Consider the following 12833-nt stretch of genomic DNA (forward strand, 5'->3'; position numbering starts at 1 on the left):
CACAGCGCTACCGTGAGCACACCCTCACTCCCGGGATATGGGACGAGTGAATACGCACGTGATCCATTGCGTTGCAACAGCTTGTTACCGCTGCGTAACAACCCAATGTCCACAATGCCGTCCCTTGCCCCATGCGATAACGGTTGCTACAGTCACTGCGAGAACAACTCGCATATACAGCTTGTCACTGGTGGGGACTGCTGCGGAGCGGTCATAGGCAAGCACCCACGCCCACAGGGGGTTACCCGTTGACCGGTTACTTCACGACTGAACAGCACGACGCCCTCAGATCCGAGGTCAGGGCCTTCGCCGAACGCGAGATCGCCCCGCGCGTCCCCGAGATGGAAACCCGGAAGACCGTCCATCACGAACTGTCCCGCCTCATCGCCGCCCAGGGGTGGCTCGGCGTCACCATCCCCGCCGAGCACGGCGGCATGGGCATGGGGCACTTGGCGAAGACCATCGTCATCGAAGAGCTCTCGCGGGTCTCCGGGGCCATGGGCGCCATGGTCCAGGCCTCGCAGCTCGGCGTCGCCAAGATCCTCCACTTCGGATCCGACGAGCAGAGGAAGACCTGGCTCCCCAAGGTCGCCGACGGCACGTGCCTGCCCACCATCGCCGTGACCGAGTCCGCCTCCGGCGGACACGTGCTCGGCATGCGCGCCAGGGCCGTCCGCGACGGCGACGACTACATCCTCAACGGCCACAAGGTCTTCGTCGGCAACAGCCATGTCGGCGACGTCCACGGGGTCGTCGTCCGGACCGGCCTGGGCCCCAAGGGCCTGACCGCGTTCCTCGTCGAGTCGGACCGGCCCGGGTTCGCACTCGCCCCCCAGCAGTCCACGATGGGCCTCCACGGCTTCAGCTTCGGCGAGCTCCTCTTCGAGAACTGCCGCATCCCCGCGTCCAACCGGCTCGGGAACGAGGGCGACGGCCTCGCCGTCGCCTACTCGTCCTCGATCCTCTACGGGCGCAGCAACCTCACCGCGGTGTCCCTCGGCATCCACCAGGCCATCCTGGACGCCACGGTCGCGTACGCCTCCGAAAGGGAGCTGTACGGCAAGCCGATCGCGGAGCTCGACAACATCAAGCAGAAGATCGGCCAGATCACCTCGCGGCTCATGACCGCCAGGATCACCGCCTACCACGCGGTGCACCTGCTCGACCAGGGCCAGCCCTGCGACATCGAGCTGATGAACGCCAAACTCGTGAACGTCGAGTCCGCCATGGACTCCGCGAGGGAGGCCATGGAGATCCACGCGGCCGCCGGACTCTCCACCGACCGGCCGATCGAGCGGTTCCTGCGCGACGCCTACCACATCTTCGCGCCCGCGGGCACCTCCGACATCCAGCGCCTGCGGCTCGCCGAGGCGGCGATGGGGCGGAGCAAGGGCCAGTGGTCCGCCCGCATCGTCAACGGCGAACCGGTCGGCGTGCACTGAACTGAAGCGCGATATCCGGAGGATCGGCCGGAGCATCGCACCCCATCTGAACACGGCCCGAGACGAAATGAGGAGGCGGCTTTCGCGGCCTCCTCCTTTTCGCTACCCCTGCAGCGGGCCCTCGCCCCGCTCGGACGCGTTGCGCTCCCTGATCCGGTCCATCACCTTGGCCGCCATGCCCTTGATGATGTCCAGGCCCGGCCGGCCCCAGTCGTGCGTCTCCGTGTCGACCACGCACACCGTGCCCAGCGTGTTCCCCTGGTCGTCGATCAGCGGCGCCCCCAGGTAGGAGCGGATGCCGATCTTGTCGACCACCGGATTGCCCGCGAAACGCGGGTAGTCGCACACGTCGCCCAGCACGAGCGCCTTGCCGCGCACCACGACGTGCGGGCAGTACCCGTGGTCGCGGTCCATCTCGCGGCCGACCTCGGGGGGCTCCTCGACCCCCGCCATCGCCTGGTTGGCCCCGCCGGGGGCCGGGGCCGCGAGGCCCGCGAAGTACTGGCGGTCCTCGTCGATGAAGTTGACCATCGCGTACGGCGCGCCCGTCAACTCGGTCAGCTCGCGCGCGAACTCGTCGAACTCGGGGTCGGGCAGGTCGCCGATCCCGAGCGCGCGCAGGCGTTTGACCCGTTCGGGGGCGCCCGGGTCGTCGGGCGTGATGGTGAGGCGGAACTCGTTCTCGGGAATGGACATGCTGGGCTCCTTAGCGGACGCTCGAAGCAGCGGCCGACATCAGGTGCTTGGTCAAGGTGACCAGCACCAACGTTGCGGAACGTGGATCGCGTGCGTCGCAGCAGACGATCGGGATATTCGGTTTGAGGTCCAGGGCGGACCGGACTTCCTCCGGCTCGTAGTGGTAGCCCGACTCGAACTCGTTGACCGCGACGATGAACGACGTCCCGCGGCGCTCGAAGAAGTCCAGCGCCGGGAAGCAGTCCTCCAGGCGCCGCGTGTCGGCGAGCACGACCGCGCCGAACGCCCCGTCGGACAGCTCGTTCCACATGAACCAGAACCGGTCCTGCCCGGGGGTGCCGAACAGGTACAGGATGTGCTGCGGGTCGAGCGTGATCCGGCCGAAGTCCAGGGCCACCGTGGTGGTCACCTTGTCCCCCACGCCGGTCAGGTCGTCGACGCCGATCGAGGCGGTGGTGATCGTCTCCTCGGTGCTCAGCGGCTCGATCTCCGAGACCGCCCCGACGAAGGTCGTCTTGCCGACCCCGAAACCGCCCGCGACGAGCAGCTTGATGGCGGTGGGCAGGGCTGATTGTTGTGCGGGCGATCGGTCAGAGTCGCCGTTGTAGGCCATTGAGGAGTGCCTCCAATACGGTTTTGTCGGTGGGGTCGACGGCGGGATCGGGTGCGTGGGCGATGACGGCTCCGCAGTCCACCAGGTCGGACAGCAGGACCTTGATGACCATTGCGGGGAGCCGGAGGTGCGCCGACACCTCCGCCACCGAGATCGGCTCGTGGCAGAGGATCAGCGCCTCGGCGTGCTCGGCCTCCAGCTGCGAGGGACGCAGCTGACCGGTCGACCGGACCAGTGACAAGAGGTCCAACTTCGCGGTGGGGGCAGTGCGCCCATTGCTGACGGTGTACGGCCGGACCAGGGGCCCCGCGTCCTCGTCGAGCAGCGGCCGGTGCTCGAAGTCGGACATCAGCCCACCATTTCTCCACTCGTCGTGGCGGGCCTGCGAACGGGCGTCTCCAGGTACGGACGCACGCTCTTGACCAGAATGGACATCTCGTAGCCGAGCACGCCCGCGTCCGCCTCACGACCGGCGGTCACGGCCAGGACCGCGCCCTGGCCCGCCGTCGAGACGAACAGCAGCGTGTCGTCCAGCTCCGCCACGACCTGGCGGACCGAGCCGGTCGAGCCGAACTGGGCGCCCGCCGACCGCGCCAGCGAGAACATGCCCGACGCGATCGCGGAGAGCTGGTCGGCCTGGTCGACCCCCAGCCCGTGGAAGGCCTTCTTCATGCCGTCCGAGGACAGCAGGAGGGCGCTGCGGGTGTGCGGGACCTTCCGCACGAGCCCCGCCAGCAGCCAGCTGAGATCCGTTTGCGCGCCTGCCTCGTCGCCTGCCATTAGAACTCCTCATTCCTGTACGGAGAAACGGAACCATCGGATGTGGGGATCTGCGGACCGGCGTCCGCGCGCTGCTGGCCCTGCTGGAACGCCCGCATCAGGCCCGGGTCGTGGCCGGCCTCCGCACCGCGGGCGCCCGACTGCGGGGCGTCCCGCAGCTGCGGGGCCAGGTGCGTCTGCTTGTTGCGCTTCGGCAGCGCCGGACGTCCGTCCGGCTCGAAGGCGTGCGCGCCGCCGGAACCGTTCATGCGGTCCTCCGGGAAATCGGTCACGACCTGGAGCTCAGCCGTCACCGGCAGGGCACCGGTGTCGACGCTCGGAGAGCCGCTGGCAGGGGCGTACGAGGGCGCGTACGCCGTGGCGTCCATACGGGGCGGAGGGGCGGGGGCGCTGTAGTGGCCGGTGCCGGCCGTCGGGAGGGGGCGCAGCTGCACCGACGGCAGCTGCGGCGGGGTCGCCGCGCCCGGCTGGCGGACCGGCATCTGCTGCGGGGCCGCCGGGATCTCGCGCGGCGCGGCCTTCGGCGCGGGCGTGTCGTCGCCCAGGAGCTCCTCGGGCACGACCAGGACCGCCTGGGTGCCGCCGAAGATGTTGGACTGCAACTGGACCGTCAGCTCGTGGCGGTGCGCCAGCGAGGAGACGACGTACAGGCCGATGCGGCCGTCGGCCAGGAGCTCGTCCAGGTCGACCTGGTCGGGCGTGGCCAGCATCTTGTTGAACCGGTCGCGCTCGTGCGGCTCCATGCCCAGGCCGCGGTCCTCGACCTCGACCGCCAGGCCCGTGCGGACCCGGGCGACCCGGATGAGCACCTGCGTGTTCGGGGCCGAGAACGTCGTCGCGTTCTCGACCAGCTCGGCGACCAGGTGGATGATGTCGGCGACCGCGTGGCCCTTGAGGGTGCCGTCGATGGGGCGCACCAGCTTCACGCGGGCGTACTGCTCCACCTCCGCCACGGCGCTGCGCAGCGCCTCGTAGACGTTGACCGGGCGCGACCACTGCCGGTGCGAGGTCGCGCCGCCCAGGACCGCGAGGTTCTCCGCGTGGCGGCGGATCCGCGTGGCCAGGTGGTCGACCGAGAACAGGCCCTTGAGCAGGTCGGGGTCCTCGACCTGGTTCTCCAGCTCGTCGAGCTGCTCGATCTCCCGGTGCACCAGCGATTGCAGGCGGCGGGCCAGGTTCACGAAGATGCCCACGCGGGAGTTGACGTTGACCGCGTCGATCGGGCCCGAGGTGATCATCGGGGCCGCGGGGGCGGCGACGGGGGCGGCCTGCGGGGCGGGCGGGCGCACGCCGCGGGCGGCGACCGCCTCGGCGGCCGCACGCAGGTGCCGGGCCTCCGCTGCGAGCAGGCGCAGGGCCTCGTCGGTGGTCGGGGCGCTCGCGCCGGGGTTGGGGAGCGGCACGGACCAGCGCTGGTCGGCGGGGAGGTGCCGCTGGAGGTCGTCGAGGACCTGCCAGACCTTGTAGTGGGTCTCCACCGTAGACCTGCGGACCACCGTGACGCGGCGGTTGAGCTGGGCGTCCGTCTTCGAGGCCGAAGCGGCCGCGAGGTAGGCGACCAGGGCCGCCAGGACCGCGGCGGAGCCGAGCACGGCGGGGGTCATCCACCCGGGTCGGTCGACCGGGGCCTGGAGCAGGTAGACCGCCACGCCTGCGCCGATGACGACGGCCGCGCCGAGGGGCAGCAGCGCCGCGCGCAGGAGGCGGGACTTGAGATCGGCCGGGGCGCCGGAGTCCTCAGCGGCGCTGGAGCCGGAGGGGTGGGGCGCTGGCCCGGAGGGTTGGAAAGTATGAGTTGTGGACCGAGGTGTTTCGGGCATCGCCATCCTCACGACACTGGCCTATCGGCTTCCGCGATACCGGGAAGTGACAAAGTCGTTGCAGCAGAAGGGAATGCCTTGTCCCCACCGGCTGTTTCGACAGAATGGTATCAGCGCTCAGTTCTCTGGATAGCATGGCTGCCCTGTCCAGTCAACCTGGAGATGCAATCGGACGGTGACGCGAAACAGGCCGTTCACAGGCCCGTCACAGCAGGTCAGCGAGCTCGTGGACACGAGACGCGGAGAGTCCCGGGGGACGGAGGATTCATCACCCGATCGGGAGGAGCGTCGGGATTGCGAGGAACGACACTTCAGGACCGGACGGCGCCGCTCCGTCCGATCCCATTGCCGGGCAATTCGTTTCCGCGCTGGTGCCCGAGACGGGACTTGAACCCGCAAGTCTCCCGACGGCCGGTTTTAAGCCGACTGTGTCTACCAGATTCCACCACTCGGGCCCGTATGCTGCCACGCTAGCGGGATTTCCGCCGGCGTGGTCACCCCGATTTCCCCGCGGAGGCCCCCGCACCTCCCGAGACTCCGAAGTGTCAGCTTCCCGACACAAGCCTGATTCCAAAAAGGATCTTGCCCGAAGCAGGTCACTCCATCGAGGACCGGAGGGGCGAATGAGGAATCATGCGGCACTCGAGGTGATTGAGACGCTCAGATATGTCCGTTTTGAAGGTTGATGTAGTGATTTGAGTAGGGTTGACAGGCTCAGTTTGCAGCCGAGGTCAGGAAAGGTCAGGGCGGCGGCGACAAAGAGGCGGGGAGATCCCCTCACTGTTCTTCGACTTTGCGGATCGCCTTGGTGGAGGCGCTTGAATCAGCGACACGGAAGGGTGGTCGACTTCCCCTGTCCGACCGCGGGATCCGAGTGCGTTTGGCGAGGCTGCGCCGCCGATAAAGATCCACTATGCCGCAACTTTCACCCTTTCGAGTGATGCCAATCCCCCCAATAAGTGTCATCATTGTCTTATCGCACCAGCGATCACAATCAGCACCAGAACCGGATAACTCCCCAGGGGGTGAGCAAGATGAAGGCCTTCACCGAATCAGATCGGAACACTCAGGCCGAGGCCATCCGCTCGGCCCTTGATTCTGCTGCTTCGGCGATCAACGCCCATCACGCCCAGGTGCTTTCCACAGTCATTGCGATGAAAGAACGGAACCTCCACCGCTCGGCCTTCGGGTTCTCCGCGCTGCGGGATCTGCTGCTGTCCCAGTTCGACTTCACGTTCAACACCGCCGGAGCGATCGCCGCGATCGCCCGCCTCTCGGGCAAGTTCCGGATCCTCACCGAGGCTGCTACATCAGGCCGGGCGCGGATCGATCAGGTCGCCTACGCGGTCCGGCAGCTGGACCAGACCCCGGCGATGCGCCTGTTCGCCCGCACCCCCTTCCGGGCGCCCGTGCCCTCCCCTTTCGATGACGCGGTCCTCTGCGCGACGCCTGAGGCGATGGTGGCCCAGTACTGCCAGCACGCTTCCTTCGCCGACCTTCAGCGGCACCTCGAGGGGCTGTGGGCGACCATCGCCGCAGAATCGGAACTGCTGGATGCGCTCGGCGAGCAGTCCCTCCAGCGCCTCGACCTGGTCGAGACCGGCAACGGCATGTGGCACCTCGAAGCCGAGTTGACCGAGACCACCGGCAGGCTCCTCGACAAGTATTTGAAGACCGCCTGCCCGCCGCCCCGCCAGGACGAGACCGACACTGACGGGGTGCTGCCGCCGCAGGCGAACCGCCACGCCGAAGCCCTGCACCAGCTCCTCGCGGGCTATGGGTCCTCGCCCGAGGCCGCCACCCGGCACGGACACACCGCGACCCTGAACCTGACCGTGGACATCGCGACCTTGCGCGGGGAGGACACCGGGCGGGTGCCCCTGCTGGACGGCGACCCGATCTCCCTCGCCCAGGCCCGGCTCCTGGCCTGCGAAGCCCTGACCATCCCGAGCGTGTTCGACTACGAGTCCGGCGAAGCGGTCGAACTCGGCCGCGCCCTACGCCTCCCGAATGTGGCCCTGCGGCGCAAGCTCGAACTCGAACAGCCCGCAGGGTGTGTTTGGCACGGCTGCTCCCGGCCCGTCGCCTGGACCGAAGCCCACCACATCGTGCACTGGGCCGACGGCGGCGAGACCACGGCCGCGAACCTGATCCTGGTGTGCCGGTTCCACCACGGCCGCCTCCACACCCTCGGCTGGACCGTCACCAAGACCGGCCCGGGTACGGCGGTCATCACCCACCACGACCACCAGAGCGACAACAGCGAAAGCGACACCACCGGGTGCGGGTGCGCGGACTGGCGCACCGACGCCGACATGGACACCGAGCATCAGAATTCGGGCTGGGATCTGTTCCCCACCGGCCTCTACCGGACCGAATGGTCCCAGACCCTCACACCCGACCTCGACGGCCACGCCGCCATCATCGAAAGCGAACGCGCCCGGACCGCCATGCGCGAAGCCCGCGCCAAAGCACGAGCACGCTTCACCACCAGGACCACCAACAGCGCCGACACCACCGGCAGCAGTGCCGACCGCAGCGATCACAGTGAGCAGGCCCCGGCCGCCACGCCGACGCCTCCGGCCGCACCGACAGCCGAATCCGAAGCATCATCACCAAAAGCGCCCGCCCTCGCGGGAACCGCCACCACGGCCAGGCCGGTCAGGCCAGTGGTCCCGATCGGGCCCATCGACTACGGCGAACCACCCTTCTTACCCCGCCCCAGCAGGCGACTGCTGGGGGACGCGAGGCCCACCGCACCACACGCACGGCCCGCAGCCCGAACCCCCACGGGGCCGGGCCCCTCAGCATGTCCAAGGGCGGAAAACCACCGACTCACTCCCACCCCTCCGTCACTGCCCACGCTGAGAGCGCCCCTCCACCGCTACCCGCGCTGAGAGCGACCCTCCACCGCCTCAAAGCCGCAGAGCCCACCCGGAGCAGCAGCTGCCTCGTTGTCGCCGACCGCTCTCACCGCAAACATCCCCCGGCCCGGGGTCGCAGGACCCACCCCGAGAAAGACCACCCCTCCGTCGCCGACCGCCCTGACCGCACGACATCACCACCCCGAAGCTGAAATCCCTGCCTCGTGCACGATCATTCCCTTGTCACTGCCCGCCCTGACCTCGCGCCATCGCTACCCCAAGGCCGAGGCCCCATCCCGTGCGCGATCATCCCCTTGTCACTCCCTGTCACGGCGAGGTCGCTCGGTCGCGATGGCGGCCGCGAGATGACGTGAAGCGCTCACAGTCGGGCACCTATGCTGAGCGGGCGATGACCGAACAACCGCTCCTCTTTCTCGATGTCGACGGGACCGTGATCCCTTTCAGCCGACGACACGGAAACGGCTCGGCGGCGGCCGCTACTGAGCCGTACCTCGCTGGGATCGATGCCGAGCTGGGTCATCGGCTGGCCGCACTCCCGTGTGAACTGGTCTGGGCCACCACTTGGGAAGACGACGCCAACACCGACGTGGCGCCCCGGCTGGGGCTGCCTCCGTTGCCGGTGGTGCGCTGGCCGGAACCATCAAGCGAAGACCGGCTCGAAGACCGGTGGTTCAACCTGCATTGGAAGACGCGCACACTGGTCGCTTGGACCGATGGACGTCCATTCGCCTGGCTCGACGATGAGATCACCGGCGCCGACATCGATTGGGTCGCCGCCCGTCACCGCGGCCGCGCACTGCTCCACCCCGTCGACGCCTCGCAGGGCATCACTCATCGCGACTTCGACGCCCTCGACCTCTGGCTCCGCGGAGCGTGAAACAGGCTCCTCGCCGCCGTCCTGACTCTGACCGTCCTCGGACCGGGCGGCCGGGGAGCTCGGTTCCGGCTCTCGCCGACTCGACCCCGCTATCACCCTGGCCCGCTGGAGGCGATCGGCGCGAGGCGCCGACGCCGCTGCGCGACCTCGCCCCCTACCTGGACCAGTGGACATGCGTCTTACGGGGTCCCGCCGCGGCCGCAGAACCGCTGTCCCTGATGCAGTACTCGAGGTTCCCCCCGACCACGATTTCCGCCGGTCGGACGCCACCCTCGATAACCGGTTCGTCAATGACCCCGCCGAGCCCGCAGCGGCAGCGTGCTCAGCGGTGCGGTCGGCCAGGCGGCCACCGATACGGCGGTGAGCCCAGCTGCTCGAGATCTAGGACGGCATCCACCGGCTCGGTGATGGGGCCAGTGACCGGACGGTCCTGATCGTCGACGGCAGTCGCGATCCATACCCGGCCGATAGGCTGTGCCCCAAAATATCAGGCCCCAAAGAGTACTAATAACGCAAATTAATCGATCGATTCGAGGAGGGTGCGATCTTCTCTCGAACGGTATACTTGCGCTTACGGATGTCACTGATTCCGAGGTCGGCGACCCTGCGGCGAGGAGTTGCAATGGTTTACGGTCAGGACGGGTTTCCCCCCATTTTCGAGGACCCGCAGGCGTTCGTGCGCCAATTCAAAAAGCGCGTTCCGGCGGAGCAGGGCCGAGAGCAGGAGACACCGCAGCTACAGACGGATGTGAAGGTCCACATTAATGCGGAGGGCAACGAAGTCCACGTGACCGTCAAGATGGACGGCGATGCTTCCCGAGTGCAGCTGATCGAGGACGATGAGGTGTGGGGTTGCATCGACGAGAGAGACGACCCCTTCGCATAAGCAGACGATCCGCGCCCGGGTCCTTGCCACCATGATCCGACCGGCCCTTCAGGCGAGGTCGCGCAGGGCCGCGACGGCCCGGTCGTCGCCCTGGTAGTCCAGGTCGTCGAGGAACACGGCGAGCGCGGTACCGCCGCCGTCGACGGTCTTCCGGAGTTCGCGCCAGGTCGCCAGGTTCGGGTGCTCGTAGGCCGTGCAGGCCTCGGCCGGGGCGAGGAGGCGGATCGCGCGGGCCAGCGTCTCGGCGTCGAGGCGGTAGGAGGCCGGGCCGGCCCGGTGGCCGAGGACGGTCGCCATCGCCACCGCCGGGAGCGGGTGCACGCCGATGTTGGTGCGGGCGAAGCGGACGCGGTCCTCCGCGTCGACCGTCGCGAACCCGTAGGCGGCCGGGAGCCGCCAGTCGGGGAGGGCGGCGATGAGCCGTTCCCTCGCGGTGGTGATCTTCTCGACGGTCTCCCAGGTGTCGCCGAGTTCGGCGAGGAGGGCGGTCACGGTCGCGTCGGTCGCAGTCATCCCGGCAGTCTCGCACCGCCCCCGGTGGGAGGCAAGCGGGTTCCAGTCGGGTGGGACGTCCGGGTCGAAGGCGGCCGCCCGGGCGAAGCGAAGCCCCCGGTCGGCGTGCGACCGGGGGCTTGCGTCTTCTGCGGTTAGACCAGCTGCTTCTTCTTCGCGTAGTGGCAGGCCGCGCGGGTCAGGCCGTCGTGGTCGGAGTGCAGCAGCGGCTCCACCTCGATGCACTTGGACTGCTCGTTCGCGCCCAGCTCCTTGAACAGCGGGCAGCGGGTGCGGAAGCGGCAGCCCGAGGGCGGGTTCGACGGGCTCGGCACGTCGCCCTGGAGGACGATCCGCTCGCGGGTCCGCTCCTTGCGCGGGTCCGGCAGCGGGATGGCCGACATGAGCGCCTGCGTGTACGGGTGGGCCGGACCGGCGAACAGCTGGTCCGTGGTGCCCTCCTCGACGATCTTGCCCAGGTACATGACCGCGACCTTGTCGGCGATGTGGCGCACCACCGACAGGTCGTGCGACACGAACAGGTACGACAGCCCCAGCTCGTCCTGGAGGTCCTCCAGGAGGTTGATGACGCCGGCCTGGATCGAGACGTCCAGCGCCGAGACCGGCTCGTCGAGCATGAGCACGCGCGGCTGGAGCGCGAGCGCGCGGGCGATGCCGATGCGCTGGCGCTGGCCGCCCGAGAACTCGTGCGGGTACCGGTTGCGGTGCTCGGGGTTCAGACCGACGATCTCGATGAGGCTGTTGACCCGCGCGCGGCCGCCGTTCTTGAACAGGCCGTGCACCCGCAGGGGCTCGGCGATGATCTCGAAGACCGTCATGCGCGGGTCCAGCGACGCCATCGGGTCCTGGAACACCAGCTGGATGTCCCGGCGCATGGGCCGCATCTGGTTGCGCGACAGCTTGGTCAGGTCCCGGCCGTCGTACAGGACCTCGCCGGAGGTCGGCGGGATGAGGTTCATCATCAGCCGCGCGGTCGTGGACTTGCCGCAGCCGGACTCGCCCACGAGGGCGAGGGTCTCGGTCGCGCCGATGTCCAGGCTCACGCCGGACACGGCGTGGACCGCGCCGACCTTGCGCCGCAGGATGCCCTTCGAGCGGACCGGGAACTCCTTGACGAGGTTCCGGCCGGCGATGACCGGTTCGGCCGCGTTCTGCGGAGTGTCGAGCATGGCGTTCACTTGTCGTCCTCCTCAGTGTTCACGACGGCCTCGGCCTCGGAGGCCTCGATCTCCGCCTCGACGGACAGGTCGGTGGCGTCGGCGGCGAACACGTCGTCGGGCGCCTTGCCTTCGAGCTGCTCCTGGAAGTGGCAGGCCGCCACGTGTCCGGAGCCGTTGATCGGCAGCAGGGCCGGCTCCACCTCGGCGCAGATGTCCTGGCTCATGGGGCAGCGCGGCCGGAACGGGCAGCCCGGCGGCAGGTTCAGCATCGACGGCGGCGTGCCGTGGACGGGGGTGAGGCGGTGGCCCCGGTCCTCGTCCATGCGCGGGAGCGAGCCGATCAGGCCCAGCGTGTAGGGCATGCGCGGCTCGTAGAAGATCTCGTCCACACTGCCCTGCTCGACGGGGCGCCCGGCGTACATGACCAGGACCTCGTCGGTGTGCCCGGCGATGACGCCCAGGTCGTGGGTGATGAGGATGAGCGCCGCGTTGACCTCTTCGCGGGCCTTCTCCAGGGCCTCGAGGACCTGGGCCTGGACGGTCACGTCGAGGGCCGTGGTGGGCTCGTCGGCGATGATCACGTCCGGGTTGTTCGCCATGGCGATGGCGATGACCACGCGCTGGCGCATGCCGCCGGAGAGCTCGTGCGGGTAGGCGTCCACCCGCTGCTGCGGGTTGGGGATGCCGACCGAGTCGAGCAGGTCGATGCAGCGCTTGCGGGCCTCGGCCTTGTTCACGTCCGGGTAGTGGACGCGGATGGCCTCGGCCAGCTGGTAGCCGACCGTGTAGACCGGGTTGAGGCTGGTCAGCGGGTCCTGGAAGATCATGGAGATCTTCTTGCCGCGGATCTTGGAGAGCTCGGGGTCGCCGAGGCCGAGGAGCTCCTCGCCCTCGAACTTCGCCGAGCCGGTGATCTGGGCGGTCTTGGGCAGCAGGCCCATGACCGCCATCGAGGTGACCGACTTGCCCGAGCCCGACTCGCCGACGATGCCGAGGCTCTGGCCCCGGCGCAGCTCGTAGGACACGCCGCGGACGGCGTGGACGAGGCCGTCCTCGGTCGGGAAGGACACGTTGAGGTCCTCGACCTGGAGGACGACGTCGCCCTTGGCGCCGACGGCGCGGTTCTTGCCGTTCCCGGCGCTGACTGAGATGTTCGACATC

The 12833-nt window shown here is 68.7% G+C and carries 12 protein-coding genes and 1 tRNA gene; 4 read left to right on the forward strand and 9 right to left on the reverse strand.

What is annotated here, in order from left to right; all coding sequences use genetic code 11:
- The first annotated feature begins 248 nt into the window (after positions 1 to 248).
- Complete coding sequence (locus LO763_RS18500; RefSeq protein ID WP_230787036.1) at positions 249 to 1442, forward strand: acyl-CoA dehydrogenase family protein; 1194 nt, start codon at positions 249 to 251, stop codon at positions 1440 to 1442.
- Between the two features lie 102 nt (positions 1443 to 1544).
- On the opposite strand, the gene LO763_RS18505 is transcribed toward LO763_RS18500, so the two are convergent.
- The 6 genes from LO763_RS18505 to LO763_RS18530 form a co-directional block, all read right to left on the reverse strand.
- Positions 1545 to 2138, reverse strand: coding sequence for a GAF domain-containing protein (locus tag LO763_RS18505; protein WP_230787038.1), 594 nt, complete (start codon positions 2136 to 2138; stop codon positions 1545 to 1547).
- A gap of 10 nt (positions 2139 to 2148) precedes the next feature.
- Positions 2149 to 2751: a GTP-binding protein gene (locus LO763_RS18510; protein WP_230787039.1), complete on the reverse strand. Its 603-nt coding sequence runs from the start codon at positions 2749 to 2751 to the stop codon at positions 2149 to 2151.
- A complete protein-coding gene (locus LO763_RS18515) occupies positions 2729 to 3100 on the reverse strand; it encodes a DUF742 domain-containing protein (protein ID WP_230787041.1) in 372 nt (123 codons plus the stop codon). Before LO763_RS18515 ends, LO763_RS18510 begins: the two co-directional genes overlap by 23 nt.
- Positions 3100 to 3531 (reverse strand): roadblock/LC7 domain-containing protein, encoded by a 432-nt coding sequence (locus LO763_RS18520; RefSeq protein ID WP_230787043.1) that lies wholly within the window; start codon positions 3529 to 3531, stop codon positions 3100 to 3102. Before LO763_RS18520 ends, LO763_RS18515 begins: the two co-directional genes overlap by 1 nt.
- Positions 3531 to 5351, reverse strand: coding sequence for a sensor histidine kinase (locus LO763_RS18525; protein WP_230787044.1), 1821 nt, complete (start codon positions 5349 to 5351; stop codon positions 3531 to 3533). Before LO763_RS18525 ends, LO763_RS18520 begins: the two co-directional genes overlap by 1 nt.
- Before the next feature lie 369 nt (positions 5352 to 5720).
- Positions 5721 to 5806: transfer RNA gene (locus LO763_RS18530), tRNA-Leu, on the reverse strand.
- A 699-nt stretch (positions 5807 to 6505) separates the two neighbouring features.
- Between LO763_RS18530 and LO763_RS18535 the strand changes: the two genes are divergently transcribed.
- The 3 genes from LO763_RS18535 (at position 6506) to LO763_RS18545 (ending at position 9999) form a co-directional block, all read left to right on the forward strand.
- A complete protein-coding gene (locus LO763_RS18535) occupies positions 6506 to 8248 on the forward strand; it encodes an HNH endonuclease signature motif containing protein (protein ID WP_230787046.1) in 1743 nt (580 codons plus the stop codon).
- Between the two features lie 376 nt (positions 8249 to 8624).
- Positions 8625 to 9113, forward strand: coding sequence for an HAD domain-containing protein (locus LO763_RS18540; RefSeq protein WP_230787048.1), 489 nt, complete (start codon positions 8625 to 8627; stop codon positions 9111 to 9113).
- A gap of 622 nt (positions 9114 to 9735) precedes the next feature.
- Positions 9736 to 9999, forward strand: a complete 264-nt coding sequence (locus tag LO763_RS18545) for a hypothetical protein (protein WP_230787050.1) — start codon at positions 9736 to 9738, stop codon at positions 9997 to 9999.
- A gap of 48 nt (positions 10000 to 10047) precedes the next feature.
- Here the strand turns inward: LO763_RS18545 and LO763_RS18550 are convergent, their stop codons facing one another.
- The 3 genes from LO763_RS18550 to LO763_RS18560 form a co-directional block, all read right to left on the reverse strand.
- Positions 10048 to 10512 carry a hypothetical protein gene (locus LO763_RS18550; protein WP_230787056.1) on the reverse strand — a complete coding sequence of 155 codons (465 nt, stop codon included), beginning with the start codon at positions 10510 to 10512 and terminating at the stop codon, positions 10048 to 10050.
- A 134-nt stretch (positions 10513 to 10646) separates the two neighbouring features.
- Complete coding sequence (locus tag LO763_RS18555) at positions 10647 to 11681, reverse strand: ABC transporter ATP-binding protein (protein WP_230787126.1); 1035 nt, start codon at positions 11679 to 11681, stop codon at positions 10647 to 10649.
- Between the two features lie 5 nt (positions 11682 to 11686).
- Positions 11687 to 12832 carry an ABC transporter ATP-binding protein gene (locus LO763_RS18560; RefSeq protein ID WP_230787057.1) on the reverse strand — a complete coding sequence of 382 codons (1146 nt, stop codon included), beginning with the start codon at positions 12830 to 12832 and terminating at the stop codon, positions 11687 to 11689.
- Position 12833: the final 1 nt, after the last annotated feature.

It is taken from the genome of Glycomyces amatae (genome assembly GCF_020991375.1).
Lineage (GTDB): Bacteria > Actinomycetota > Actinomycetes > Mycobacteriales > Micromonosporaceae > Glycomyces > Glycomyces amatae.

What these genes read in the sequence shown, in the direction of transcription:
- LO763_RS18560 (WP_230787057.1), bottom strand. Translation starts at nt 12,832, where the DNA reads ATGTCGAACATCTCAGTCAGCGCCGGGAACGGCAAGAACCGCGCCGTC.
- LO763_RS18535 (WP_230787046.1), top strand. Translation starts at nt 6,506, where the DNA reads ATGAAAGAACGGAACCTCCACCGCTCGGCCTTCGGGTTCTCCGCGCTG.
- LO763_RS18540 (WP_230787048.1), top strand. Translation starts at nt 8,625, where the DNA reads ATGACCGAACAACCGCTCCTCTTTCTCGATGTCGACGGGACCGTGATC.
- LO763_RS18515 (WP_230787041.1), bottom strand. Translation starts at nt 3,100, where the DNA reads ATGTCCGACTTCGAGCACCGGCCGCTGCTCGACGAGGACGCGGGGCCC.
- LO763_RS18545 (WP_230787050.1), top strand. Translation starts at nt 9,736, where the DNA reads ATGGTTTACGGTCAGGACGGGTTTCCCCCCATTTTCGAGGACCCGCAG.
- LO763_RS18555 (WP_230787126.1), bottom strand. Translation starts at nt 11,681, where the DNA reads ATGCTCGACACTCCGCAGAACGCGGCCGAACCGGTCATCGCCGGCCGG.
- LO763_RS18510 (WP_230787039.1), bottom strand. Translation starts at nt 2,751, where the DNA reads ATGGCCTACAACGGCGACTCTGACCGATCGCCCGCACAACAATCAGCC.
- LO763_RS18505 (WP_230787038.1), bottom strand. Translation starts at nt 2,138, where the DNA reads ATGTCCATTCCCGAGAACGAGTTCCGCCTCACCATCACGCCCGACGAC.
- LO763_RS18525 (WP_230787044.1), bottom strand. Translation starts at nt 5,351, where the DNA reads ATGCCCGAAACACCTCGGTCCACAACTCATACTTTCCAACCCTCCGGG.
- LO763_RS18520 (WP_230787043.1), bottom strand. Translation starts at nt 3,531, where the DNA reads ATGGCAGGCGACGAGGCAGGCGCGCAAACGGATCTCAGCTGGCTGCTG.
- LO763_RS18550 (WP_230787056.1), bottom strand. Translation starts at nt 10,512, where the DNA reads ATGACTGCGACCGACGCGACCGTGACCGCCCTCCTCGCCGAACTCGGC.